Source organism: Bradyrhizobium sp. Kon37 (assembly GCF_055807535.1).
This window is the reverse complement of the sequence record NZ_JBVVOY010000002.1, coordinates 619,238-642,669: the sequence shown is the minus strand read 5'-3', so window position 1 is coordinate 642,669 and position 23,432 is coordinate 619,238. Positions and strand designations below refer to the sequence as shown.

At 64.6% G+C, this 23,432-nt stretch carries 25 protein-coding genes; 12 read left to right on the top strand and 13 right to left on the bottom strand.

Features of this window, described 5'->3' with window-relative positions; translation table 11 throughout:
• Window positions 1-23: 23 nt before the first annotated feature.
• Complete coding sequence (gene gor, locus AC0L3J_RS07390; protein ID WP_473346648.1) at window positions 24-1,412, top strand: glutathione-disulfide reductase; 1,389 nt, start codon at window positions 24-26, stop codon at window positions 1,410-1,412.
• A gap of 6 nt (window positions 1,413-1,418) precedes the next feature.
• Here gor and AC0L3J_RS07385 read toward each other — a convergent pair whose 3' ends face one another.
• The 8 genes from AC0L3J_RS07385 to AC0L3J_RS07350 form a co-directional block, all read right to left on the bottom strand.
• Entirely contained in the window at window positions 1,419-2,558 is a 1,140-nt protein-coding gene (locus tag AC0L3J_RS07385; RefSeq protein ID WP_473346647.1) for a hypothetical protein, read from the bottom strand.
• Window positions 2,559-2,895: 337 nt separating this feature from the next.
• The gene (locus AC0L3J_RS07380) at window positions 2,896-3,081 is read right to left on the bottom strand and encodes a hypothetical protein (RefSeq protein WP_027569415.1); all 186 of its coding nucleotides are present in this window, start codon (window positions 3,079-3,081) and stop codon (window positions 2,896-2,898) included.
• Between the two features lie 63 nt (window positions 3,082-3,144).
• Window positions 3,145-4,371: a carboxylate-amine ligase gene (locus AC0L3J_RS07375; RefSeq protein WP_473346646.1), complete on the bottom strand. Its 1,227-nt coding sequence runs from the start codon at window positions 4,369-4,371 to the stop codon at window positions 3,145-3,147.
• 21 nt (window positions 4,372-4,392) lie between these two features.
• On the bottom strand, window positions 4,393-5,220 hold the full coding sequence (locus AC0L3J_RS07370) for a class II glutamine amidotransferase (protein WP_473346645.1): 828 nt from the start codon (window positions 5,218-5,220) through the stop codon (window positions 4,393-4,395).
• Window positions 5,221-5,312: 92 nt separating this feature from the next.
• Window positions 5,313-5,939 (bottom strand): FMN-binding negative transcriptional regulator, encoded by a 627-nt coding sequence (locus AC0L3J_RS07365; RefSeq protein ID WP_473346642.1) that lies wholly within the window; start codon window positions 5,937-5,939, stop codon window positions 5,313-5,315.
• Window positions 5,940-6,013: 74 nt separating this feature from the next.
• Window positions 6,014-7,480, bottom strand: coding sequence for a MocR-like pyridoxine biosynthesis transcription factor PdxR (gene pdxR, locus AC0L3J_RS07360; protein WP_473346640.1), 1,467 nt, complete (start codon window positions 7,478-7,480; stop codon window positions 6,014-6,016).
• Between the two features lie 50 nt (window positions 7,481-7,530).
• A complete protein-coding gene (locus AC0L3J_RS07355; RefSeq protein WP_473346638.1) occupies window positions 7,531-8,127 on the bottom strand; it encodes a redoxin domain-containing protein in 597 nt (198 codons plus the stop codon).
• A gap of 15 nt (window positions 8,128-8,142) precedes the next feature.
• Window positions 8,143-9,900, bottom strand: coding sequence for an MOSC domain-containing protein (locus tag AC0L3J_RS07350; RefSeq protein WP_473346637.1), 1,758 nt, complete (start codon window positions 9,898-9,900; stop codon window positions 8,143-8,145).
• Between the two features lie 170 nt (window positions 9,901-10,070).
• Here AC0L3J_RS07350 and AC0L3J_RS07345 point away from each other — a divergent pair, with 170 nt between their 5' ends.
• The 5 genes from AC0L3J_RS07345 (at window position 10,071) to AC0L3J_RS07325 (ending at window position 12,799) form a co-directional block, all read left to right on the top strand.
• Window positions 10,071-10,451, top strand: coding sequence for a nuclear transport factor 2 family protein (locus AC0L3J_RS07345; protein WP_473346635.1), 381 nt, complete (start codon window positions 10,071-10,073; stop codon window positions 10,449-10,451).
• A 260-nt stretch (window positions 10,452-10,711) separates the two neighbouring features.
• A complete protein-coding gene (locus tag AC0L3J_RS07340; protein ID WP_473346633.1) occupies window positions 10,712-11,185 on the top strand; it encodes a tellurite resistance TerB family protein in 474 nt (157 codons plus the stop codon).
• 2 nt (window positions 11,186-11,187) lie between these two features.
• The gene (locus AC0L3J_RS07335; RefSeq protein WP_473346632.1) at window positions 11,188-11,553 is read left to right on the top strand and encodes a hypothetical protein; all 366 of its coding nucleotides are present in this window, start codon (window positions 11,188-11,190) and stop codon (window positions 11,551-11,553) included.
• Window positions 11,546-12,181 (top strand): TerC family protein, encoded by a 636-nt coding sequence (locus AC0L3J_RS07330; protein WP_007592545.1) that lies wholly within the window; start codon window positions 11,546-11,548, stop codon window positions 12,179-12,181. Before AC0L3J_RS07335 ends, AC0L3J_RS07330 begins: the two co-directional genes overlap by 8 nt.
• Before the next feature lie 33 nt (window positions 12,182-12,214).
• Window positions 12,215-12,799 (top strand): TIGR00645 family protein, encoded by a 585-nt coding sequence (locus AC0L3J_RS07325; protein ID WP_027517271.1) that lies wholly within the window; start codon window positions 12,215-12,217, stop codon window positions 12,797-12,799.
• A gap of 41 nt (window positions 12,800-12,840) precedes the next feature.
• Here AC0L3J_RS07325 and AC0L3J_RS07320 read toward each other — a convergent pair whose 3' ends face one another.
• Window positions 12,841-13,788: a helix-turn-helix domain-containing protein gene (locus AC0L3J_RS07320; RefSeq protein WP_473346630.1), complete on the bottom strand. Its 948-nt coding sequence runs from the start codon at window positions 13,786-13,788 to the stop codon at window positions 12,841-12,843.
• Between the two features lie 130 nt (window positions 13,789-13,918).
• On the bottom strand, window positions 13,919-14,857 hold the full coding sequence (locus AC0L3J_RS07315) for a LysR family transcriptional regulator (protein WP_473346629.1): 939 nt from the start codon (window positions 14,855-14,857) through the stop codon (window positions 13,919-13,921).
• Between the two features lie 158 nt (window positions 14,858-15,015).
• Here AC0L3J_RS07315 and AC0L3J_RS07310 point away from each other — a divergent pair, with 158 nt between their 5' ends.
• Entirely contained in the window at window positions 15,016-15,591 is a 576-nt protein-coding gene (locus AC0L3J_RS07310; protein ID WP_473346627.1) for a hypothetical protein, read from the top strand.
• Between the two features lie 33 nt (window positions 15,592-15,624).
• Here the strand turns inward: AC0L3J_RS07310 and AC0L3J_RS07305 are convergent, their stop codons facing one another.
• Window positions 15,625-16,707 (bottom strand): substrate-binding domain-containing protein, encoded by a 1,083-nt coding sequence (locus AC0L3J_RS07305; RefSeq protein ID WP_473346625.1) that lies wholly within the window; start codon window positions 16,705-16,707, stop codon window positions 15,625-15,627.
• Window positions 16,708-16,820: 113 nt separating this feature from the next.
• Between AC0L3J_RS07305 and AC0L3J_RS07300 the strand changes: the two genes are divergently transcribed.
• Complete coding sequence (locus AC0L3J_RS07300; RefSeq protein WP_473346763.1) at window positions 16,821-18,305, top strand: aldehyde dehydrogenase family protein; 1,485 nt, start codon at window positions 16,821-16,823, stop codon at window positions 18,303-18,305.
• 53 nt (window positions 18,306-18,358) lie between these two features.
• On the opposite strand, the gene AC0L3J_RS07295 is transcribed toward AC0L3J_RS07300, so the two are convergent.
• Complete coding sequence (locus AC0L3J_RS07295; RefSeq protein WP_473346624.1) at window positions 18,359-18,493, bottom strand: hypothetical protein; 135 nt, start codon at window positions 18,491-18,493, stop codon at window positions 18,359-18,361.
• On the opposite strand from AC0L3J_RS07295, the gene AC0L3J_RS07290 reads away from it, so the two are divergent.
• Window positions 18,492-18,755: a hypothetical protein gene (locus tag AC0L3J_RS07290; protein WP_473346622.1), complete on the top strand. Its 264-nt coding sequence runs from the start codon at window positions 18,492-18,494 to the stop codon at window positions 18,753-18,755. The two genes, AC0L3J_RS07295 and AC0L3J_RS07290, sit on opposite strands and share 2 nt — an antisense overlap.
• A gap of 7 nt (window positions 18,756-18,762) precedes the next feature.
• Here AC0L3J_RS07290 and AC0L3J_RS07285 read toward each other — a convergent pair whose 3' ends face one another.
• Window positions 18,763-19,659: an alpha/beta hydrolase family protein gene (locus AC0L3J_RS07285; RefSeq protein WP_473346621.1), complete on the bottom strand. Its 897-nt coding sequence runs from the start codon at window positions 19,657-19,659 to the stop codon at window positions 18,763-18,765.
• A 180-nt stretch (window positions 19,660-19,839) separates the two neighbouring features.
• On the opposite strand from AC0L3J_RS07285, the gene AC0L3J_RS07280 reads away from it, so the two are divergent.
• From AC0L3J_RS07280 to AC0L3J_RS07270, 3 genes are read left to right on the top strand one after another with little or no spacing between them, the layout of a single operon-like run.
• Window positions 19,840-21,228, top strand: coding sequence for a class II 3-deoxy-7-phosphoheptulonate synthase (locus AC0L3J_RS07280; protein WP_027517279.1), 1,389 nt, complete (start codon window positions 19,840-19,842; stop codon window positions 21,226-21,228).
• A 4-nt stretch (window positions 21,229-21,232) separates the two neighbouring features.
• Window positions 21,233-21,586 (top strand): diacylglycerol kinase, encoded by a 354-nt coding sequence (locus tag AC0L3J_RS07275; RefSeq protein ID WP_473346619.1) that lies wholly within the window; start codon window positions 21,233-21,235, stop codon window positions 21,584-21,586.
• Between the two features lie 23 nt (window positions 21,587-21,609).
• Window positions 21,610-23,367, top strand: coding sequence for an NAD+ synthase (locus AC0L3J_RS07270; protein ID WP_473346618.1), 1,758 nt, complete (start codon window positions 21,610-21,612; stop codon window positions 23,365-23,367).
• Window positions 23,368-23,432: the final 65 nt, after the last annotated feature.

Sequence of the window (23,432 nt, the reverse complement as noted above, 5' to 3'; positions counted from 1 at the left end):
TCTGAAAGAGGTCGGAGTGGACAATGGCTGAATTCGACGTCGACCTCTTTGTCATCGGTGGCGGTTCGGGCGGCGTGCGTGCCGCCCGCATCGCGGCCGGCTACGGCGCCCGCGTGATGATCGCGGAAGAGTACCGCATGGGCGGGACCTGCGTGATCCGCGGCTGCGTGCCGAAGAAGCTGTTCGTCATCGGCTCGCATTTCCGTCATGAGATCGAGGACGCCGCCGGTTTTGGCTGGACCGTTCCGCCTGCGACCTTCGACTGGCAGACGCTGATCGCCAACAAGGACAAGGAGATCGCACGTCTGGAGGCGGCTTACACCGCCAATGTCGAGAAGTCGGGCGCGCAGATCGTCAAGAGCCGCGCGGTGATCGAGGACAAGCACACGGTCCGCCTGCTCGAGAACGACAGGAAGATCACCGCAAAATACATTTTGATCGCCACCGGCGGCGCGCCCAATCACGGCGCTCCGATTCCCGGCATCGAGCACGTGATCTCCTCCAACGAGGCGTTTCACCTGACCAAGCTGCCGAAGCGGATCGTGATCCAGGGCGGCGGCTACATCGCGCTGGAGTTTGCCGGCATCTTCGGCGGCTTCGGCTCCGACGTCAGCGTGATCTATCGCGGCGACAACATTTTGCGCGGCTTTGACGAGGATGTTCGCGCCCACGTCCGCGCCGAGATGGAGAAGCAGGGCATCACCATTCTCACCGGCTGCACGGTGACGAAGGTCGATCGGCACGGCGAGGAATTCACCACGCATCTGTCGAACGGATCGAGCCTCGCCTCCGACCAGGTGATGTTCGCGATCGGCCGCCATCCCGCGGTCGCCAATCTCGGCCTGGAGAAGGCCGGCGTCGCCATCAACCCGCGGAACGGCGGCATCGCCGTCGACCATTTCTCGAAGAGTTCGGTCGACAGCATCTATGCAATCGGCGACGTCACCCATCGCTTCAATCTGACGCCGGTCGCGATCCGCGAGGGCCATGCGTTCGCCGACACCGTGTTTGGCAAGCGCGAGGTGCAGGTGGATCACGCCAACATCCCGACTGCCGTGTTCTCGCAGCCGGAGGTCGGCACCGTCGGCCTCACCGAGACCGAGGCCCGCGCGCAATTCAGCCATGTCGACATTTACAAGACCACGTTCCGCCCCATCAAGGCGACGATGTCGGGCCGCGATACCCGCGTGCTGATGAAGCTCGTCGTCGACGGTTCAACCGATCGCGTGCTCGGCTGTCACATCGTCGGCGACGCCGCGGCCGAGATCACGCAGGCGGTCGCGATTGCGGTGAAGATGAAGGCGACAAAGGCCGATTTCGATGCGACGATCGCGCTGCATCCGACCGCGGCCGAAGAGCTCGTCACCATGCGCACCCCGACCGCCCGCCACGTCCGCCAGGCGGCGGAGTAACTCCGCTCAGTCGTAGAGATACCCGACCGGCTTGCCCTCGGTGCGCAGGGGACGGATGTCCTTCTGTGTGATGATCTGACCGGCGAGGCCGTCGATCTCGTCGCGTTGCGTCGGCGTCCAGCTGCGGAGGTCGTTCATGCCTTTGAGAAGGCCGAGCCGAAGGACCTGCGTGTTCTCACCGACACCGACGAGGGCCGTGGCGTTCTTGCCTGCCGTCACCACGTCGCCGGCCGTGAGCTCAAAGGTCTCGCCAGTCTTGTTCCTGAATTCGGCCGTGCCGCGGATCACGCGGTAGATCACGACCTCGCCCTTGGCGAAGCATGTGGTGTCCGCCGCTGCAGCCGTGCTTTTGGGCAAGAGCGATTGGCCGCGCGGATCGGTTGCGATGATGTGGCCGGCGACGAGGTGACCGCTCGGGACTTCAATGCCGATGTCGCGCACATAGACCGGCATCGATGATTTGACCGGGCTGTCGGTGAGCGGCTTGAACAGTGCATCCAGCGCCAGCGGGTCCTGGAGCCAAAAGCCTGCGTCCGCAGGGCGATCATGCAGAGAGTGGCTCCATGCCACCCGTGGCGTCTCGTCTTCGTTGATCTGATCCGGGCCGACAATGGTCGGGTTTGGAAACGTCGTCGGATCGGTGATGAAGGCTTCGAGGAATTTGCCGGAATAGCCCATGGAAATTGGATCCGGCGCCACCGTTTGTGGTGTCTTCAAATTCTCTTCGGTCGATAATCCGGACCAGGTATAAAATAGCTGGCGGTGCACGATCGCGCTTTGCAGCATCACCGCGCCGGGGCCGACATTGTAGAAGCGCCCGTCATAATCGAAGGTGAACGCGCCCGAGGTGACCAACACGAGCTGAAAGCCGCCCGGCGGCAGATGAAGATGGAAATCTGTGGGACCGGTGTCGGGCAGATAGATCGGCAGATTGGTCGCGACTTCGTGTAGCAGGAAGGTTTCGTTGTTGGCGTGGAAACCCTCGTTGGCGCGATTGTAGAGGGCTTGCGGCCGGTACGTTGCCTCGAACTTCGCATTCCGGTCGCGGTCGATCGCCACGAAATCCTGAGTGTTGAGGCGAAGGGGGGCGCCGTCCGGGCGGGTGAGGCCGGTGATTTTGAGATCGCCGGCGGCATGCACGTTCATGGCATTCTCCGATTCTAGACCGCTCACCCCGGTCTCTCGGCGCACGCATCTTGCTGCTCCAATCGGGGGAGCAGGGATCAGGCCTGATGCTGCCTTGCGAATTTTGGGCCAGTCGAAGTGCTGTGCGGCATGCAAGGCTTGGCGACTCGCCGCCACGCGAGGAAAAATCGAGGTTGCACCTGAGGTTAGCTGACACGCTTCGCCAGCCTGCATGGCCGGGTTCGCCCGGTCTGCAAACCTGGCGACGAAACGTGTCTTGTCTAATTTGTCGGCATCCTGGCGCGGACGTGCAGCGGCGCCGATCAGGAGAAGTCGGCGGCCGGGTGTCTGGAGCCGTTCATTCGAAAGATCGACGGAGGGTCCGCTCGGGCTTGCCGTACGGGCTGTCAGCCCACTTCGCCATGTCCACTGCACGGGCCTCGATCAGCTCGCACCACAGGCAGCTGAGCTCCGCGCGCCCTTTGGCCGAGAGCATCGGAATGAGGCCATGGCCACAGCCGGCGCAACATTTGACGCGATTCATGGTTCTCTCCGCGACCTTCCGAATTCAGGACCGACACTGTTGCTCCCGAAGCTTGCGCGGGCGCTATGAGGGCGCAGCGACGCCTGCGGCCGGGGTGCTCGTCCCCGAGATCGTCGCGTCTGCGATCCAGCGCGACACGGCGGCGATGTCCTCCGCATTGTCGCGGAAGGCACGAAGCTGGAATTCAGCCGAGCTGCCACGTTCGACGATGGTACGACAGTGTTCGACCTCCGCGGCGCAGTTCAGCGCGGCGGCGTCTTCGGCGATGTCCTCGATCACGCGGGAGAGCAGCTCGGAGATCTCGACCGGCCCGTCCTTGGAGGCAAAGATGCAATCGGTGCCGTAGCGCTGGGCGCGCCATTTGTTCTCCACCGCGATCGCGCGTTCGACCGCGGTGACCTCCTTCGACAGATGAGGTCGCAGGTAGAGATAGCGGGTCAGGCAGCGATAGAGCGAGGCGATGGCAACGGCGTCGTCGACGAAGGTGCAGGTATCGGGCGCACGCAGCTCGAGGGTCGGGTGCTTCATGGAGGGGCGCATGGCCCACCAGATGTGGCTTTCATCGGGGATCACGCCCGAGCGCTGCAACGCGCCGACATATTCGTCGTAATCCTGCCTGCTCTCGAACAATTCGGGCAGGCCGGTGCGCGGCAGCTCGGAATAGGCGGCGAGCCGATAGCCTTTGAGCCCGGTCTTGTGGGAATTCCAGAACGGCGAGGAGGCCGACAGGGCGATGAACAGCGGCAGATGCGGCAGCATCGCTCGCATCACCGCCATGCGTTTCTCCGGATCGGGCAACTGGACGTGCACATGCATGCCGCACATCAGGTTGCGGTGGCCGATGCTGCGCAGATCCTCGATCATCTCCTCGTAGCGCGGCTTCGGGCTCGGCTGCGACATGCGCCAGACCGCGGTCGGATGCGTGCCGCAGGCCATGATCACGAAACCGTATTGTGCCGCGACGTTTGCGACTTCGCGACGCAGGAAGCGAAGCTCTTCGCGCGCGTCGGCGACGTCGACATGAACGTTGGTGGCGACCTCGAGCTGCGACTGCAACATCTCCCGCATCGCCTGGCCGCCGGTGGACCAGTTCGCAGATTCGAAAAGCTCATTCGGAGTCTGGATCGCGACCTCAAGGCTGCGCCGATCGGCGAGGAAGTATTCCTCCTCGATGCCGAACGAATATTCCGCGGCCTTGCCGCGTCCGCCGGCGGAGCGAATGACGAGGTGCTGCTTGTCTTCCGAGGAATCGAGCCGCAGCAGTCTCAAAACGTCTGATGCAAATGTCATCGTGCCACCCGGCCAAGGTATTTACCTGCGGGCGATAATCCTTCTGACAGGGGCGGGTTCCGCGTCGGCCCCACCGCAAATTGCAAGATCGAACGGAACAATTTTCGCGCTTTCGGACGCACGTGCGACCAACGCGTGATTCGGGGGCACTTCCGTCCAGTCCGTTTCCTTGTCGAACGGCTCGGACACCACGATGACCTGGCCGCCGGCCTCGCGGAAATACAGCGTGTTGGCGGCATCGTTGACGGCGACCCGGAAGGCGTAGAGATCCCGGCCGTTGGCGATGGCGCTGGTGAAGCGGAGCCGCTCACGAAGCTCGCCTTCGTTGACGAGGCCGACGAGGGCTCGCAGCACGCGATGGGTTGCGCCGAGCGGATCGGCGTCGAGTCCGGCGCCCATCATGGCGAGAAACACGGCTTCCGAATCGGTCGTGCCCGTCCGCGAGGGGTAGTAGGCATCGGGGATCAGCGCCTCGACCTTGCGCCGCAGGCGATTCCAGCTGCCGACGAAGCCATTGTGCATGAACATCCACTGGCCGCAGGCAAAGGGATGGCAGTTCTGCCGCGTCACCGCCGTGCCGGTGGCGGCGCGCACATGGGCGAAGAACAGATGCGAGCGCAAATGGCGGCAGAGGTAGCGGAGATTCTCGTCCGACCAGGCCGGGCGTGTTTCACGATAAAGACCAGGCTCCGGATGCTCGCCGTACCAGCCGAGACCAAAGCCGTCTCCATTCGAGCCGGCGGTCGACTGGAGCGAGCGGATGCTTTGCGCGATCAGCGAATGCTCGGGCTCGGTGACGTAGGGCTCGAAGGACGTGGTCTCGCCCCGATATGCGATCCAGCGACACATGGGAATCCTGTCAGGAGATGCTTGCTGAAATGTATCAACGAACCTGACAGGACGATGGTTCCCGACAGCGAGTGTCGGGAACCAAGTGGCCACTACCCCGGAACCGGAATCAACGGCGCAACGTCGCGATCATCTGCATTCTCGCTCGCCGCAAGTCCTTGCGCGACGCCGACGCGGTCAGCCTCGGGACGGTTCTGGCTCATCTTGCGCTTGCCTTCGAACCGCACGACTGGAATGCGCACGCCGACGATTCCGCGCAATTGCGCGGCGATGAAATCCGCAGGGGCATCGGTCACGGCCCAAGGCTTGGCACGCGATCCTTCGTGCCTGTTGGTGAGCCGCGTCACGGCGTCGAGCAGGCGCTCGGGCTCCTGGAAGAATTCGACCGGGCCGTAGGCATGCACGGCGACGTAGTTCCAGGTCGGCACGACCTTTTCGGTCTCCTGCTTGGTCGCGTACCAGGACGGCGTCACATAGGCGTCGGGACCGCTGAAGATCGCCAGCGCATCTCCGATCGGCGGCAGTTTCCATTGCAGATTGGCTTTCGCCACATGTCCATACAGCACGCCATGCTCGCCTTCGCCCTCGTCGAGAAAGAGCGGCAGCGGCGTGGCGACCGGGCCTTCGCTGGTGGCCGTGACCAGGCTGGCGAGGCGGGCGCCGTGAATGGTCGCCCGGATGCTCTCGATGTCGTCCTTGAAGGCGGGAGGGATGTACATGGTCTATCTCCGGTGTTGGTCTGGAGATAGCCGGAATCTGGCCTGTAAGAAACTGCCAGTTACCGTCTATTTGATCAGTCCAGTTCGGCGATGGCCTGTGCAAGAAGCCTGCAGCCGCGCTCGATTTGTGCCACCTCCAGTGCCGAATAGCCCATGACGAGGCCGACGGTCTTGCGCGGTCGGCGAGGTCCGACGAACAGTGCCGAGACGGGATAGATGCCGACGCCCTTGGCATGAGCCGCTTTGATCAACGCGTCCTCTCGCTTCTGCGGCAGATTATCGAACCACGCCACGATGTGCAGGCCGGCGGCCGTCCCCTCGATCCGGACGCGATCCCCGAACCGGCGGCGAAGCGCGTCGAGCAGCGTGCGCTGGCGTTCGGCGTTGCGCCGGCGCACGCGCCTGATGTGGCCGTCATAGGCGCCGCTTTCGAGCATCGACGCGAGAGCGTCCTGTTCGATCAGTGGCGTGTGCCGGTCCATGATCTGCTTGGCGGCGGCGAACAGGGATCGCAGGGCGGCAGGCACCACCAGATAGCCGATCCGCAAGGTCGGGGAGAGCGTCTTGGAGACGGTGCCGAGATAGATCACATTGCCGCCGCCTGCCAGCGCGTGCAGGGGCGGGATCGGCCTGGTGTCGTAGCGATACTCGCTGTCGTAATCGTCCTCGATCACGTAGGCGTCGTTTGCCCTGGCCCAGGCGAGCAATTGGTGCCGGCGTCCGATCGGCATGACGCCGCCGAGCGGATATTGGTGCGACGGCGTGACATAGGCGAGGCGGGCTTCGACGCCATCGAGCCGCGCTGTCTCCAGTCCATCCGCGTCAACCGGAATCGGGATCGTCTCCGCGCCCGTCGCCGCAAAAGTGTGCCGCGCCATCTGGTAGCCGGGATCCTCCATCACGAAGCGGTCGCCGGCATCGAGCAGCAGGCGCGCGCAGATGTCGAGGCCCTGCTGCGATCCGTTGACGACGACGATCTGATCGACCTCGCAGCGGACGCTGCGCGACCGCCACAGATAGCCCTGAAGCGCGGTCCGCAGCCGCAGCGCGCCGCAGGGATCGTCATAGGCCAGCCGCTCGGGTTTGCGCGCCATCGCAGCAGTCACGGCCTTCTTCCATGCCAGGACCGGGAAATCCGACGGCGCGAGCTCGCCATAGCGGAAGTTGGCGACGAGCCCGCGCGGCGGCTCGGTCCAGCGCGGCGGGTCTTGAAGCAACCGGTCTCCGAAGGCCGACAGCCGCACCTTCCGCGCCGGCGGCCGCGACACTACGCGTGTGTGTCCCCGTTCGACGACGGCGCGAGCCACACGCGGCCGCGCGCCATGGCGTGTCTCGATGAAGCCTTCGGCGGCGAGCTGTTCGTAGGCGATCGTCACGGTCGAGCGTGCCACGCCCATCTCGCCGGCCAGCGCGCGGGAGGACGGCAGCAACCCGTCGATCCCGTACACCCGCGCCAGGATCTGATCTCTCAGGACCTCGTAGATCTGGCGCGCGCCCATGCGGTCGGCACGCGGCGCGGGATTGGTCTTCATCTGGGTCATCCACATTCCAAGCAGGCATTTGCCCGAGCGGACGATGTCGGAATGTGGTTCTAATCCCGTTCGCCGAGAGTTTCGACGTAAGCCTTGCCGTAGGGATGAAAATGCTCCTTGCGGCCCTGGTCCCACAGTGCCCTGAGGCCGGGTGCCGTGATATCCCAATCCGGCCGGCACTTCATGCCGACTGCCCTGAGGTCCTGGCGGAGCTCTTCGACGGTTGGACGGCCGAAGAACCAGTAGCCGTTGTAGATCTTGTGAATGACGAGACCGGGCTCGAGCACGATCACGTGCGGAATCATCGGATTATGGACGGGGTCGGTGTATTCGGCGATGTCGAGGTCCTTCTGAACGAGGCGCCGCGAATCCGAGAGGAACGGCCAGTGCGCTCCGACGCCGCTGCGATATTCGCTGGTCTCGGTGATGTTGTCGGTCGTGATCGTGACCATCCGGCAATAGCCCACCTCCATCTCCCGATGGAGCTGCAGCAAGCCTTCGGCCTGGCGGCGATCCTTCGGACAAAATCCACCGCGGCCGAGCACGAGCACCATCGGATCGCCCGCCTGCAGTTCGGAGAGCTTCCGGTGCTTGCCGGTGTGGTCGCTGAGCTCGTAATCCGGGAAGGTCGCTCCCGGCATGATGTCAGGTCGCATTACGCTCTCCCATTTTTACAGATCAATCACGACGTCGTTTCGCGGCCGTGCGCAGCAGATCAGGACATTGCCGTCCGCCGGCGGATCGAGCGGATCCGGCGCATAGTCAACCGTCCCCGCGATCAATCCGCTCTCGCAATTGTGGCAGACGCCGGTCCGGCATGACCAGCGCACGGGGACGTCGCAAGCTTCGGCCAATTCCAGCAGGCTGGCGTAGGCCGGTCCCCAGCGGACATTGAGGCCACTGCGGGCGAACGACACCATCGGGCCGGGGCCGGGGGCGCCGACCGGCGAGTGCGCTCGCTTCTGGGGGGAGGGCGCTATGCCGGGCGTCAAGGATGGTCCGGCGCCGAACAATTCGGTGTAGACGCGATCCGGTGCGATACCCAACGTGGTGAGGCCAGCTTTCAGATCGCTCATGAAAGCTGCCGGTCCGCACAGATAGAAATCGCCGTCATGCGGCACGTCCAGGGTCTGGAGCAGGTGTGCGTCGAGATGTCCGGCTGTATCGAACGCCACATTGAGACGATCGCCCGGGTCCGGCGCGCTGTAGCAGACGTGGCTATGGTGATGAGAGAGCCCACCTAGCAATTCGCGTGCCTCGGCGGCGAACGCATGTTCGCGGCCGTTGCGGGTGCCGTGCAGCCACCAGACGTCGCGAGTCGTCGCTTCCGCGGCGAGCGCGTGGAGCATCGCGAGCACCGGGGTGACGCCGATACCGGCGCTCAGCAGGATGACGGGGCGCGCATCTTGCCGGAGCGTGAAACTGCCGCGTGGCGCACCGAGCTGCACGGCAGCGCCGTCCACCAGCTCGTCGGCGATGTAGCGGCTGGCGGCGCCGTGCGCTTCGCGCTTGACGCTGATGCGATAGGACGCGGCATTGGCGCCGCTCGACAGCGAATAGCTGCGCGTCATCGCCTGCGCACCGGAGGGCGCGAGCCTGATGACGACGAACTGACCGGGCAGGGCGGCCGCCACGGGATGTCCGTCGGCGGGTTCGAGGATCAGCGACGTCACGTTGCCGCTTTCCGCGATCTTGCGCTCCACGCGAAAGGAGCGGAATCCGCGCCAGGCCGGAGGAGGGCTCGCCGCCGGCCCAAGCCCGGCGTTTCCCGCGGTCTTGTTGTCCTTCTGCTGCTCGAGCAGCGCCGCGAAGGAACGGTGCCAGCCGCGGCTCAGTGCGGGAATCCGCAGCGCGCGCTCCAGGCGCTCGCGCGGATGAGGCGGCAGGTAAAGCAGCGCATTGATCTCGAACACGCTCATGCGCTCGGGTCCCACGGCAATCTGCGTGATCTCGTCACCGGCTTCGACGTCGCCCTCCTCGATCACACGGAAATAGAATCCGGGCCGGCCGTGCCTGACCAGCAGCGCGGCCATGTCCGGCTCGTCCATGCGAATGCCGAGCCGGTAGCAGGTGACGCGCGGTTGCGTCACTTCGAACAGGGCAGAGCCGATCCTGTAGCGGTCCCCGATGCACACGTTGGTGTCGGCGAGGCCCTCGACCGTAAAGTTCTCGCCGAACTGGCCATGAACGAGGTTCGATCGACCGAGATGCTCCTGCCAGTACTGATAGGATTCGTCCTGATAGACGAATACGGCACGATGTTCGCCGCCATGACCGGCCGTATCGCCCTGGCCGTCGCCGTCGATGTTGAGCCGGCGCACCCTGCGCGGGCCTGTGACCTGCGCCTTCCAGATGCCGGTGTGAACGGTCCGACCCTGCCAGGCGACGTCGCGCGGCAGGCCGACATTGACCGAAAGCAGACGTGCCATTGCGTGTTCCCAATCTCTCTGCGCGGCTCGGCCGTCATCCTTGCAGCAAGAGGGCGTTTTTGGCTCGTTAGTCGTTGTTAGACGTTGCGAGCAAGCCTTGCCACCGGCGGCCTTGAGGCCAATCTGAGATGGCGTAAAGGAAAACGCAGTCGGGACAACGGGAGATCGCGATGGATGATCAGGGCAAGCTGGCCGCGCTTCAGCGCCATTGGGACGCTTCGGACGCGAACGATTTCGAGGCCGAGCACGACATCTATCGCGAGGACGCGGTGCTCGACTATCCGCAATCCGGCGAGCGCATCCGCGGTCGCAGTAACATCCAGCAAAGCCGGTTCGTGCAACCGAACAAGAAGCGCTTCACGGTTCGGCGCATCGTCGGCGGTAACGATCTCTGGGTGAGCGAATTCGTGCTGACCTATGACGGGGTGCCGTCTTATGTGGTGAGCATCATGGAATTCCGCGACGGTCTGGTGGCGCACGAGACGCAATATTTCGGCGACAGGTTCGAGCCCTCGCCCTCGCGGGCGCATCTTGTCGAGCGGGTGGAGTAACACGGGGAACCCGATGCGGCGGCTGGTCGCAGTCGCGTCGCCTTGATTCCGACAGTCCCATCTTTATGTGTGGAAGGAACAAGAATCCGGGCCCCTCTGGCGAGGACGCCGACGCTGTCGGCAAACCTCGTGATGTCGGATGACCTGTCCCGCGCGAATGCGATGGATCGGCCGATCGTCGGGCCTTCTTGAGAGTCTCTCCGACCCAATCGTCCCCATCGCAGCTCCGTGCGGTCATTTCGCAAGATAAGGGAGCAACGATGTCCGACGCCAAGCATTCCAATCCGATCGAAATCGAGATCACCGAGCCGTCCAGCCTGAACGAGCAGGCTGCGGTGGCGCTGGTGATCGTCGGCGCGCTGGTTGCGGTTGCCGACCGGCAAGTTTCGCCGGTCGAACGCGACGAGGTCGTCCGTTTCATCCGGGATCGCAAGCTCGCACCGCACATATCGGAGGACCGGCTCTACGCCATGTTCGACGAGCTTGCCGAACGTCTTGAGGAGCCTGATTTCGCCAATGTGGTGATCGAGAATCTACGTCCGGTGTCGGACCTGCCGCTGTCGGCTCATTTGATGGAACTGTCCGAGCGCGTCGCGGCCGCCGACGAGGACGTGCATCCCCACGAAGTGCAGGCAATCAAGCTGTTGCGCCTGCTGACGCTGGTGCTGCCTCGCGCAAAGCAGGTGGCGCCGGGTGCGCTACGTGCCGAACAGCGCATCGCCGCCGAGGAGTAAGCATGAGCGTAGTTTCGGACGAAGATAAGACAGGGACTGCGGACGCTACCGGCCAGATGGCCGGCGGCGACCCGCGCCTCGACAAGCTCGTCCGTCGCCTACCGCCACGCATGGGTGACACCGTCACCTATCTGCTCAAGCCGTCCAGCCGCTGGGTGAGAATCCCCTCGGGCGCCCTGCTCATTGTCGGCGGCGTGCTCTCCTTCCTGCCAGTGCTCGGAATCTGGATGCTCCCGCTCGGCCTCGCTTTGCTCGCGGAAGACGTGCCCGCGCTGCGATCCTCGCGCGGCAAGGTTCTGGACTGGGTCGAGCGGAAGAAGCCGCAATGGCTCGATCCTGCCGCACCGAAAAATGACAATAATGACTGAATTCATCACCACCGAAGCGCTGACCGCGCTGCTTCAGGTCGTCCTGATCGACCTCGTGCTCGCCGGCGACAATGCCGTCGTCATCGGCCTTGCCGCAGCCGGTCTGCCGGCCGAGCAGCGCCGGCGCGCCATCGTCGTCGGCATCATTGCCGCCACCGCGTTGCGCATCGTCTTCGCCGGCGTGGCGACCCAGCTTCTGCAAGTGATCGGGCTGTTGCTCGCCGGCGGCGTGCTGCTGCTCTGGGTGTGCTGGAAGATGTGGCGGGAGCTGCGCGAGCAGTCCGCGCATGCGAACGAGCTCGCGTTCAGCCATGGCGGCAGCGGCGCTGCTCCGGCCTCCCGGAAGACCTTCAGGCAGGCGGCTGTGCAGATCGTCGCCGCCGACGTCTCGATGTCGCTCGACAACGTGCTCGCGGTCGCGGGCGCTGCGCGCGAGCATCCCTACATCCTCGCCTTCGGCCTGTTATTGTCGGTCGCGCTGATGGGCGTTGCCGCCGATTTGCTCGGCCGCGTGCTCCAGAAGCAGCGCTGGATCGGCTATGTCGGCCTCGCCATCATCGTTTACGTCGCCTTCGAGATGATCTATCGCGGGTCGCTCGAGCTCGCGCCTGTGATCGCGAGTCTCTGAGGCAACGTGCCTGTCCATCATCCGGAGTGATCAATGACGTCCGAACCAAAAGCACCTTCGGCGGTTTCCGTGCCGGCGCCGCAAATCGGCGCGTTTGCCCAACTCATCTTTGGCTCGCGCTGGCTGCAAGTTCCGCTCTATGTCGGCCTGATCGTCGCGCAGGCCGTCTATGTGCTGCTGTTTCTGAAGGAGCTCTGGCACCTGGTCGTGCACTCGTTCGACGCCAGCGAGCAACAGATCATGCTGGTCGTGCTCGGGCTGATCGACGTCGTGATGATTTCGAACCTGCTGGTGATGGTGATCGTCGGCGGTTACGAGACCTTCGTCTCGCGCCTGAACCTCAGCGGTCATCCGGACGAGCCGGAATGGCTGAGCCACGTCAATGCCAGCGTGCTCAAGATCAAGCTTGCGATGGCGATCATCGGCATCTCCTCGATCTCGCTGCTCAGGACCTTCATCGAGGCCGGCAATCTCGGCACGACGCGGAGCAATTTCACCGAGAGCGGCGTGATGTGGCAGGTGCTGATCCACTTGACCTTCATCATCTCTGCGATCGGCATCGCCTGGGTCGACCGCCTCGGCGATAGCGGCCAGCGCAAGGGAGCCGGTCACGGCTGAACGTGACACACGGCACGCCGCTCAAAGACCGAAGGCTGCGCTCAGGGACGTCGGCTCCGCGCCAGCGTCTCGGAGGGTGTCTCGCCGAACGCCAATCTGTAGCCGCGCGAGAACTCACCAAGATGCCAGAAGCCGTTGCCGAGCGCCGCGGCCTTGACGCTCATGCCGCCGCCTCCGACCACGAGCTGGATGCGGGCGGACCACAGCCGCTTGAGGCGCAGATAGTGGTGCAGGCTCACGCCGTGCACCGCGTGCGCGGCGGTCTGGAGCGTACGCACGGATACGCCGAGCGCAGAGGCCAGGTCGTCACTGTAGAGTGCCTTGCTGCCGGACCACATGACCATTTCGTCGAGGCGCGCGATCAGCTTGCGGTGCTTGGCGAACGATCCGCGTCGCGCAGTCAGCCCGCCTGCCGGCGCCAGGGCGTCGTCGAGGCAGGCGAGCAGCGTCTCCTGGATGGGGCGGTTGAGCGCCTCGAACTGCCGGGGATCGTTGCACGCCGAGGCGAGCGAGAACATCTCCAGGATAGCGGCGCGCAATCGCGCCATCGGTTGGTCCGGCGCGCGAACATATGCGAGGCCCGTGTCGAAATCCGTCCAGCCGCGATGACGCATGTCCGAGTTGAAGCGCAGCATCAGGTAAGTGTTGGGATGATGCTCGATCGCGTCTACGGGGGCTTTGCCGCGCATCATGGCAATCGTTGAATTGTCGACTTCGCGGCCGTTGGAGGTGGAGTGAAACGCGAGGGGGACAACGAGGCCGACACCATTGTCCGTGCCGATCTCGGCCTCAAACCGCCGCGCAAAGGAGCGCTGGAGCACGAATAGCCCATCCTGGAGCGGCAGGATGGCGCGAGACAGCGAGAATTCGCGCGGACGAAGCGGCGTGCTGATGCCGAGGCCGAGCACCTCGTTGGCGCGAAACTCGGCGAAATCCGAGAAGCGCTCGATGCCGAGGATTCGCGAAGGCTTCAGCCGACATAGCGGCATTTCGGAATCCTTGGGGCGTCAAAGTTGAGCAGGTTTGAAGAGGGTATCAATGGCCGGCCATCGGCCATATTCCGGAAAACTACTGTCGGCGCGATCACGTCCACGCGCATCGAAAGTTGATTTTGTTTGATCAGGCGATCTGCGGATGCGCCGCGTTTTCCCGCCGCTCGCGCTCGCCCAATTCGCGCACCAGCTCCTGGAGGAAGGATTCCGTGTGGGCGGGCAGGGTGCGCTCGGCCCGAACGTAGATGCCGAGGTCGGACCATACCGGACTGCCGGCATTGTCGAGCGGCAGGAAGACGAGCCGGCTGTCGCGTGACAGTCTGTCGATGCCGAGCTGGGTCTGGAAGGCGACGCCGACGCCGCGCGCGGCGAGCTCGCGCATCAGGTCGATCGAGTTGGCCTGGATCGCCGGCTCCGGCGTCTCGGACAGCTGTGCGATCAGCGGCTGCAGCAGATGATAGATCGACAGCTCCGGCAGCGCGTGGATGACGGGAAAGGCGAGACATTGGGTTAGCGTGACCGTCTTGCCGCGCGCGAGTGGATGATCGCACGCCACGACCGCGCCGAGGCGAAACCGCTTCAAGGCGACCTGGCGCAGATCCGGCGGATGCCGCAGCGCCATGGCGATACCAATGTCGGCCTCGCCGCGGCTCAAGGCCTCCAGCACATCCGACGATCCCTTCACCTCGGTGGTGAAGCTGACGCGCCGGGCGCGGCCGCGATGGGAGGCGATCAAGTCCGGCAGCACCGCCTCCGTGAGCGACTCGATGCAGGCAATGCTGACGGTGCCGTGCCAGGTCCCCGACAGGGACGCGACGTCGGAGCGGAAGCGGTCGAGGTCCTGGAGCACGTTCATGACGTGCCGGGCCAACATCTCGCCGACCGTCGTCAGCGTCAGGCCGCGCGCATTGCGCTCGAACAACGGTGACCCAACCTCTTGTTCAAGCTTCAGAATCTGGCGGCTTACGGCCGACGAGGCAACGTTCAGCAAACGCGCCGCGGCCCGGATCGAGCCGGTGCGGCGTACGGCGTGGAAGTACTGGATGGCTGGTGAGTGAAAGCGCATGGGACCCCCGGCTGGACTATAGCTGTTGCCGAAACGGCATCAACATGTGCGAAATTCTGTGCTTTTCGAGCACGCTCCTCCCACCTAGGTTCGCGCCCGGCTTGGCCGGTCCCGCCGGACCGTCATGCCATGCGCAACGAGGCGCCAGGGGATCCGGGGTGGACGAGAACATTGTTTGCGAGGTCGCGCCGGATACGCGTCTGGTCGATCGCCGTCGTGCGGCCGCCTATGTCGGCGTGACCGCCGGACGCTTCGAGCAACTGGTGCGCGACAGCGTCGTGCCACCGCCGGTCATGGTGGACAACAAGCGGCGCTGGCCGCTCGCGTTGCTCGACGTTGCGAAGGACGCGGTTGTCGGCAGCAGCATGCCGTGCCTGCCGCAGGTGACGGTCGAGATTATGCAGGACGCGCGTCCCTGCGAACGGGCCCCGGCACCGGCCTTGCACGAACTGCCGGACCAAGCCTGGTTCGAGCAGCGCGCGCGGTTCGTTCAGCGCGTGCGCCGATCGCTGCTGTCGGGCAACGAGATCCGTCTTTTACGCGAGTTCAAGCTGCTCAGGCAGAACCAGATCAGCATGTTTGGCTATTACGGCAGCTTCGAAGCCCTGATGGTGCGCGGCTACATCGTCGAGCTCGCGCGAAAGCCGCCGTCGAGCCGTCCGCTGGTGACGTACCGGCTAACCGAGCAGGGCGAGCGGGTCCTCTCGGCGCTGAAGGACGAGCCGGCGATCTGACCGGCGCGGACAAAGCGACGGCATCCTTCGGCGTCATCGCACGGCGTGCATCTCCAGAAACGCCTTCACACCGGTGACGGTGCCCGTGTCCGACGGCACATAGCCGGCTAGCGTAGCGACAGCCGCGCGAAAGTCGGCGCTGCGGATGATCTCCAGGATGCGCTGCATCGGCCCGGTGTCCAGGAACGCGCGCTTGCAGACGAAGAAATAATCCTCGGTCAGGAGCCGGATGAAATCGAGGCCGAAATGCCGGGCGGCGGCTTCGACGCCGAAACTCGCATCAGCCATGCCGCTCGCCACATAGGCTGCTACCGCGGCGTGGGTGAATTCGATCTGCTGCGCGCCGTTGATGCGGCTCTCGTCGATACCGTTTGCCGCAAGCAGTTGGTCGAACAGAAGCCGCGTGCCGGAATCGTGATCGCGGTTCACGAAGCGGACTTTGGGTCCGGTGAGATCATCAAGCGAAGCGATGCGCAGCGGATTGCCGCGCGCGACCATCAATCCCATTTCGCGTGTGACGAAGCTGATGATGCGATCCTCGCGCGGATCGAGCCATTCGCGCGCAGCCTTGATGCCCTGGGCGCGCAGCGCGCCGTGCGGCAGATGCAGGCCGGAAAGATCACAGGCGCCCTGCGCGAGCGAGACCAGCGAATGCTGGTTGCTGACATAGCGCAGGTCGACGCCGATGCCGGGTTCGCGGTCGAGGAATTCGCGCAGTTTTGCGACCGCAAAACCGTGGCTGGCATGCACGCGGATCACCGACGGGCGCTGCTCGAGGAATGGCTTGATCTCGCTCGCCAGCTCCTGCGCGAGGTTTTCAAGCTGAGGTCCGAGCCGGGCCTGCATGCGCTCGCCCGCCCATACCAGCCGCTCGCCGAACGGCGTGAGCTTCGAGCCTTTGCCGCGCTGGGTCTCCACCAGCGGCGTGCCGAAAAACTCCGACCATTGCTCGATCAGATTCCAGACATGGCGGTAGGAGAGGTGCGCGTCCTTGGCCGCGCTGGTGATCTTCCCCGTCCTCCTGATTTCGTTGAGGACGCCGAGCATGATGATGGCGGTGCGTGGATTGCCCTCGCGGCGAAACCGCCAGACGGCCTCGATCTCGATCTGAAGCATTGGTCTCCCTTATGAACTGTACTTCATATGCCGACCGTCCATTTGCAATTCATATCATATTTACTCCGGCGTAAGGTTGCCTAGTCTGGTATACCAGAACTGGAGGAGATATGATGTCTGTTGCATATGACTTTGCACACTCGCCGGCCACCGACTTCATGTCCCGGCCACAGCATCTGCTGATCGACGGTCGCCGCGTCCCCGCAAGCTCCGGGCGCACCTTCAAGTCGCTCAATCCGGCCACCGGGCAGGTCATCGCCGTCGTCGCCGAAGGCAACGAGGCCGATGTCGACCATGCGGTCGCCGCCGCGCGCCGGGCTTTCGAAGGCCCCTGGCGCACGATGCGGGCGTCCGAGCGCGGCCAGATCCTGCTGCGCTGGGCTGACCTGCTCAAGGCTCACGCCGAGGAGATCATCGAGCTCGAGTCGATTGATGCGGGTAAGCCGATCGCCGCGACATCGCGGCAGGATTTTCCGGCGGCCGTCGACACGCTGATCTACTACGCCGGTTGGGCCGACAAGATCAGCGGCGACGTCGTGCCAGTGCGCGATGATGCCCTGACTTACACCGTGCGCGAGCCGGTCGGCGTGGTCGCCGCGATCGTGCCCTGGAATTTCCCGCTGATGATCGGGATGTGGAAGCTCGCGCCTGCGCTGGCCTGCGGCTGCACCATCGTGATGAAGCCGGCCGAGCTGACCTCGCTGTCGGCGCTGCGCATCGCCGAGCTCGCGCTCGAAGCCGGCCTGCCGGCGGGCGTCTTCAACGTCGTCACTGGTCCCGGCCGCGTCGTCGGCGACGCGCTGGTCAATCACCCCGACGTCGACAAGGTCACCTTCACCGGCTCTCCCGGTGTGGGGCGGGGAATCATGAAGGGCGCCGCAAGCAACTTCAAGCGCGTCTCGCTCGAACTCGGCGGCAAGTCGGCCAACGTCATTTTCGACGATGCCGACCTCGAAGCCGCATCGAAAGCTGCGGCTTCCGGCATCTTCTTCAATGCCGGCCAGGTCTGCTCGGCCGGCTCGCGCGTGCTGGTGCAGGAGAAGGCCTATGACGAGGTCGTCGAGCGGCTGGCGGCGCGCGCAAAGTCGCTCCGGATCGGCGACCCGCTCGACCGCAAGACGACGCTCGGCCCCGTCATATCCGAGAAGCAGATGAAATCGATCCTCGATTACGTCGAGATCGGCCGGAAAGACGGAGCGACCCTCGTCACGGGTGGCGAGAAGGTCGGCGATCGCGGCTACTTCATCAGCCCCGCGGTGTTCGCGAATGTCGCCCACGAGATGCGGATCTCGCAGGAGGAGATCTTTGGACCCGTCGTCAGCGTCATCAAATTCAAGGACGAGGCCGACGCTTTGCGCATTGCCAACGGCACGGCTTACAGCCTCGCCGCCGGCGTCTGGAGCCGCGACATCGGCAAGCTGCAGCGCTTCGCCAAGCGGGCGCGCGCGGGCACGGTCTGGATGAACACCTATGGCTATACCGACGTGCGCCTGCCCTGGGGCGGCGAGCGCGACTCCGGCCTCGGCCGCGAGCACGGCACCGCCGCGCTCGACAATTTCACGGAGCCCAAGGCTGTCTGGATGAATCTGGCCGTTTGATACCTCCCGAGCGGCCAAGCCTGGAGCCCGCCTGACCACCCGTGCAGGCGGGCTCATTTTTCGAGATCGATAAAATTGTCTGCATTCCGCTCAGCGGCGGCAAACCCTGCGGACAAGAACTGTGCGGCCTTAAACCCCGGCTTTGGAACCGGCGTGCATCCTGCCTGCAACAGGGTGGGCATCAGCATGTCAGTTCTCAGGGAGGTCGTCGTCGCGGTCGCGGGAGTCTATGCGCTCCTGTTCGCGTGCGACGCAGTGTTCGGGGTCGGCGAGGCACGCTTCGACGACACTTATTACAGCGCCAGCTTCTACGCGCCGCGGCCAAAGGAGTTTCGTTTCGCCGGCGATACGCCGCCGGCCGTCCGCGTCAGCGACGCCTTTGCGCAATTCGCGCCGGGCGAGGCCAAGCCGAACAAGCGCTACTCGTCGCTGGCGACGATCCTCCGGTAAGCGCCGTCTACTCTCCCTGGATCCATTCCGCGACGCCGCGCCACAAAGTGTCGCGGTGGTCGGGGCGGAAGAAGCCGAAATGGCCGATCGCCTTGGCGCCGACGTCGGACGGCTTCACGTTGATTACCTCCGGCTTGATCGCGGTGAATCCGCTCGCAAGCAGCTCCACCGCGGGCCGCGTCGCCCAGGGATCGTCGGAGAAGCAGAGTGTGCGCAGTTCGCCCTTGAACCTGGCGAAATTCTCCAGCTCCGGCAGCTTTGAATCGAAGAGATAACGCGGTCTCGAGACCCACTCGGCCCATTGCAGGAAGACGCCCTTGGGCAAATCCTCACCGATGCCGGCCCAGCCCGGCGCGTAACCGAGCGCGTGGGCGAGCGGCACACCGACAAAATTCATGAAGGCGAAGACGCGGTATTTTTCCGGCGACGTCATCAGCCGCCAGGTCGCCGCCTGCGACGCCACGAACGCGGCGCGCGAAATGTCCGTGTTGTTGGCGATCAGCCCGAGCGCCTGGCCGCCAAAGGAGTGCCCGACGTAGGCCAAGGGCAGGGTGTTGTAGCGCTCGCGCATCCAGTGCACTGCGGCGGTGACGTCGAGCGCGGCCCAGTCCGACATCGAGGCCTTGAAGCCGACCAGCGATTTCGGCTGGTTGTAGCCGACCATCGCCGGCAGCCGGGAGTCGCCGATGCCGCGATAGTCGTAGGTCAGGACCGCGCAGCCGCGATGGGCGAGATAGGAGGCAAAGCCGCGATAGATTTTTCGCGGGACGGCCGTCGCCGAGTTGACCAATACGGCATGACGTTTGGTGCCGCGCGGCAAGAATAGCGTACCGCTCAGCGCATACCCGTCGGTCGCCGGGAAGCTGATCTCGTCGATGAAAACGTCGTCCAGTGCCACGTCCATGGGCCGAAGGTATCTTGCCAGTTTCCGAGCCGTTCCCAGCAAATGCGAATTTGGCTTTCCCCGCAAGGCTTTGCAGTGCCGGATGGATTTACAACTGGCGGCCGGTGGCCAGCCTGTGTATAAGGCGACCCTCGCAACCCACAGATCAGGTTGTGCTTTTTGCTTCACGGAGAGATTGCGATGTCCGAGCGGTGGACGCCCGAATCCTGGCGCAGCAAGCCGGTGCTACAGGTGCCCGATTATCCCGACGCCAAGGCCTTGGCCGACGTCGAGGCGCAGCTTGCGACCTTTCCGCCGCTGGTGTTCGCGGGCGAGGCGCGCAATCTGAAGAAGGCCTTAGCGCGGGTCGCGGCCGGAGAGGCCTTCCTGCTGCAGGGCGGCGACTGCGCCGAGAGCTTCGCCGAGCACGGCGCCAACAACATCCGCGACTTCTTTCGCGTGCTGCTCCAGATGGCGGTGGTGCTGACCTATGCCGGCGCCGTTCCGGTGGTGAAGGTCGGGCGCGTCGCCGGCCAGTTCGCAAAACCCCGGTCATCGCCGATGGAGAAGATCGACGGTGTCGAGCTGCCGAGCTATCGCGGCGACATCGTCAACGACATCGCCTTCACCAAGCAAGCGCGAATCCCTGATCCGCAGCGCCAGTTGATGGCCTATCGCCAGTCGGCCGCGACGCTGAACCTGCTGCGTGCATTCGCCACCGGCGGTTACGCCAATCTCGGCAGCGTGCATCAGTGGATGCTCGGCTTCCTCAAGGACAGCCCGCAGTCCCGCCGCTACAAGGAATTGGCCGACCGCATCTCGGACGCGCTCAATTTCATGCGCGCCTGCGGCCTCGATCTCGAGGCCCACCCCGAACTGCGCGCCACCGATTTCTACACCAGCCACGAGGCCCTGCTGCTCGGCTACGAGCAGGCCATGACCCGCGTCGATTCCACCACCGGCGACTGGTACGCGACCTCGGGTCACATGATCTGGATCGGCGACCGCACCCGCCAGCTCGACCACGGCCATATCGAATATTTCCGCGGCATCAAGAATCCGATCGGGCTCAAATGCGGCCCGTCGCTCAAGCCCGACGAGCTGCTGAAGCTGATCGACGTGCTCAACCCGGACAATGAGCCGGGCCGGCTGACGCTGATCGGCCGCTTCGGCTCCGACAAGATCGGCGAGCACCTGCCGAACATGATCCGCGCCGTGAAGCGCGAGGGCAAAGTGGTGGTCTGGTCGTGCGATCCCATGCACGGCAACACCATCACCTCGACCTCGGGTTACAAGACGCGGCCGTTCGACCGCATCCTGTCCGAGGTGAAGTCGTTCTTCGCGATCCACGCCGCGGAAGGCACTCATGCCGGCGGCGTGCATCTGGAGATGACCGGCCAGGACGTCACCGAGTGCCTTGGCGGTGCCCGCGCGATCACCGACGAGGATCTCAACGATCGCTATCACACGGTCTGTGATCCCCGGCTCAACGCCGAGCAATCCATCGACATGGCTTTCCTGGTCGCAGAACTGCTCAAGCAGGAACGCGCCGGCAAGGTCAGGCCGATGCCGGCCGCAGCGGGGCTCTGAGACCTTGCTGCGGATCTGGAAGGCCACGATCAATTCCCGTAACGGTCTGGCCTTTGCGTTCCGCTCGGAGCAGGCCGTCCGCGAGGAGATCGTCGCGCTCCTCTTGTCGCTGCCGCTTGCATGGTTCGTCGGCGCGACCGCGATGCGCGCGGTCGAGCTGATCTGCGCGGTGGCGTTCGTGCTGGTGGTCGAGCTGCTCAATACGGCGATCGAGAAGCTTGCCGACCGGCTGACGATGGATCACGACAAGCAGATCGGACGGGTCAAGGACATGGGCTCGGCCGCGGTCGGTATTGCGCTCCTGATGGCCGGCGCATTCTGGATCATCGCCATCATCGAGCGATTGGGACTCCTCTAGCCTAGAGACCGGATACAGCGGCCATGACCGAACGTCTCAACGCATTCGCGGTCACGCTCGCCCAGCTCAATCCGACCATGGGCGACATCGAGGGCAATGCCGCGAAAGCGCGCGCGGCGCGCGTGCGGGCAGCCGCCGACGGCGCCGATCTCGTGCTGTTTCCGGAATTGTTCATCGCCGGTTACCCCCCGGAAGATTTGGTGCAGAAGGCTTCCTTTCAGGCGGCCTGCCGCGCTGCGATCGAAGCGCTGGCGCGCGAGACCGCCGATGGCGGGCCGGCCATGCTGGTCGGCACGCCCTGGGTCGAGGAGGGCAGGCTCTACAATGCCTGCGCGCTGCTCGATGGCGGCCGTATCGCTGGCCTGCGCTTCAAATGCAATCTGCCGAATTACGGTGTGTTCGACGAGAAGCGGCTGTTTTCGCGCGGCCCTGCGGCGGGCCCCGTCACCGTGCGCGGCGTGCGCATCGGTGTGCCGATCTGCGAGGACATCTGGCTGGAGGAGTCCGAGGACTACGAGAACGTGGTCGAGACGCTGGCCGAGACCGGCGCCGAGATCATCCTTGTGCCGAACGGATCTCCTTACGCCCGCAGCAAGGCCGACGTGCGCTTGTCGGTCGCGGTCGCGCGCGTCACCGAGAGCGGTCTGCCGCTGGTCTATCTCAACCAGGTTTGCGGCCAGGACGAGCTGGTGTTCGACGGTGCTTCCTTCGCGCTCAACGGCGACCTTTCGCTCGCAGCGCAATTGGCGGCATTCGCGGAGAGCGTCACCACACTGCGGTTCACACGAAGCGGCGACGATTGGCGCTGCACCGGTCCGATCGCCGCGCAGCCCGAGGGCGACCACGCCGATTACGCGGCCTGCGTGCTGGGTCTGCGCGACTACGTCGCCAAGAATGGCTTTCCCGGTGTGCTGCTCGGCATTTCCGGCGGCATCGACTCCGCGCTGTGCGCCGCGATCGTCGTCGACGCGCTGGGTGCGGATCAGGTGCATGGCGTGATGCTGCCTTATCGCTACACTGCGGCAAGCTCGATTGCGGACGCCGGCGAGCTCGCCGGCCATCTCGGCATCCGCTACGAGGTGCTGCCGATCGCGGAAGCAGTAAGCGGGTTCGAGACCATCCTGTCCGGCGTCTTCAAGAATCTGCCGCCCGATGTCACCGAAGAAAATCTCCAGGCCCGCACCCGGGGCACGCTGCTGATGGCGATCTCCAACAAGACCGGCCTGATGGTGGTGACAACCGGCAACAAGTCGGAAATGTCGGTCGGCTACGCCACGCTTTACGGCGACATGAACGGCGGCTTCAATCCGATCAAGGACATCTACAAGACGCAGGTGTTTCGGCTCGCAAGCTTGCGCAATGCGTGGAAGCCCGAGGGGGCGCTGGGGCCGGACGGCGAGGTGATCCCGCCCGACATCATCACGCGTCCACCGACCGCGGAGCTGCGCGAGAACCAGACCGACCAGGATTCGTTGCCCGCTTACGACGTGCTCGATGCTATCCTGGAGCGTCTGATCGAGCGCGAAGAGCCGCTCGACAACATCATCGCGGCCGGCTTCGACCGCGAGACGGTGACCCGCATCGACCATCTCCTCAACGTCGCCGAATACAAGCGCCGCCAGGCCGCGCCGGGCGTCAAGGTCACCGCCAGGAATTTCGGCCGCGACCGCCGCTATCCCATCACCAACCGTTTTCGCGACAAAGGCGAGCAGCTCGCCGCCCCGGACGAGACGCTGGTGTCCCGTGGGAGCAAAGCCTCGATCGACGCGTTCGAGGGGTGAGGCTGGCCGACGATCGTGGGATGGACGGTGTCGTCACGTACGACGCTGTCATCATCCGCGAAGGC

What these genes read in the sequence shown, in the direction of transcription:
- gor (WP_473346648.1), top strand. Translation starts at nt 24, where the DNA reads ATGGCTGAATTCGACGTCGACCTCTTTGTCATCGGTGGCGGTTCGGGC.
- AC0L3J_RS07385 (WP_473346647.1), bottom strand. Translation starts at nt 2,558, where the DNA reads ATGAACGTGCATGCCGCCGGCGATCTCAAAATCACCGGCCTCACCCGC.
- AC0L3J_RS07380 (WP_027569415.1), bottom strand. Translation starts at nt 3,081, where the DNA reads ATGAATCGCGTCAAATGTTGCGCCGGCTGTGGCCATGGCCTCATTCCG.
- AC0L3J_RS07375 (WP_473346646.1), bottom strand. Translation starts at nt 4,371, where the DNA reads ATGACATTTGCATCAGACGTTTTGAGACTGCTGCGGCTCGATTCCTCG.
- AC0L3J_RS07370 (WP_473346645.1), bottom strand. Translation starts at nt 5,220, where the DNA reads ATGTGTCGCTGGATCGCATATCGGGGCGAGACCACGTCCTTCGAGCCC.
- AC0L3J_RS07365 (WP_473346642.1), bottom strand. Translation starts at nt 5,939, where the DNA reads ATGTACATCCCTCCCGCCTTCAAGGACGACATCGAGAGCATCCGGGCG.
- pdxR (WP_473346640.1), bottom strand. Translation starts at nt 7,480, where the DNA reads ATGACCCAGATGAAGACCAATCCCGCGCCGCGTGCCGACCGCATGGGC.
- AC0L3J_RS07355 (WP_473346638.1), bottom strand. Translation starts at nt 8,127, where the DNA reads ATGCGACCTGACATCATGCCGGGAGCGACCTTCCCGGATTACGAGCTC.
- AC0L3J_RS07350 (WP_473346637.1), bottom strand. Translation starts at nt 9,900, where the DNA reads ATGGCACGTCTGCTTTCGGTCAATGTCGGCCTGCCGCGCGACGTCGCC.
- AC0L3J_RS07345 (WP_473346635.1), top strand. Translation starts at nt 10,071, where the DNA reads ATGGATGATCAGGGCAAGCTGGCCGCGCTTCAGCGCCATTGGGACGCT.
- AC0L3J_RS07340 (WP_473346633.1), top strand. Translation starts at nt 10,712, where the DNA reads ATGTCCGACGCCAAGCATTCCAATCCGATCGAAATCGAGATCACCGAG.
- AC0L3J_RS07335 (WP_473346632.1), top strand. Translation starts at nt 11,188, where the DNA reads ATGAGCGTAGTTTCGGACGAAGATAAGACAGGGACTGCGGACGCTACC.
- AC0L3J_RS07330 (WP_007592545.1), top strand. Translation starts at nt 11,546, where the DNA reads ATGACTGAATTCATCACCACCGAAGCGCTGACCGCGCTGCTTCAGGTC.
- AC0L3J_RS07325 (WP_027517271.1), top strand. Translation starts at nt 12,215, where the DNA reads ATGACGTCCGAACCAAAAGCACCTTCGGCGGTTTCCGTGCCGGCGCCG.
- AC0L3J_RS07320 (WP_473346630.1), bottom strand. Translation starts at nt 13,788, where the DNA reads ATGCCGCTATGTCGGCTGAAGCCTTCGCGAATCCTCGGCATCGAGCGC.
- AC0L3J_RS07315 (WP_473346629.1), bottom strand. Translation starts at nt 14,857, where the DNA reads ATGCGCTTTCACTCACCAGCCATCCAGTACTTCCACGCCGTACGCCGC.
- AC0L3J_RS07305 (WP_473346625.1), bottom strand. Translation starts at nt 16,707, where the DNA reads ATGCTTCAGATCGAGATCGAGGCCGTCTGGCGGTTTCGCCGCGAGGGC.
- AC0L3J_RS07300 (WP_473346763.1), top strand. Translation starts at nt 16,821, where the DNA reads ATGTCTGTTGCATATGACTTTGCACACTCGCCGGCCACCGACTTCATG.
- AC0L3J_RS07290 (WP_473346622.1), top strand. Translation starts at nt 18,492, where the DNA reads ATGTCAGTTCTCAGGGAGGTCGTCGTCGCGGTCGCGGGAGTCTATGCG.
- AC0L3J_RS07295 (WP_473346624.1), bottom strand. Translation starts at nt 18,493, where the DNA reads ATGCTGATGCCCACCCTGTTGCAGGCAGGATGCACGCCGGTTCCAAAG.
- AC0L3J_RS07285 (WP_473346621.1), bottom strand. Translation starts at nt 19,659, where the DNA reads ATGGACGTGGCACTGGACGACGTTTTCATCGACGAGATCAGCTTCCCG.
- AC0L3J_RS07280 (WP_027517279.1), top strand. Translation starts at nt 19,840, where the DNA reads ATGTCCGAGCGGTGGACGCCCGAATCCTGGCGCAGCAAGCCGGTGCTA.
- AC0L3J_RS07270 (WP_473346618.1), top strand. Translation starts at nt 21,610, where the DNA reads ATGACCGAACGTCTCAACGCATTCGCGGTCACGCTCGCCCAGCTCAAT.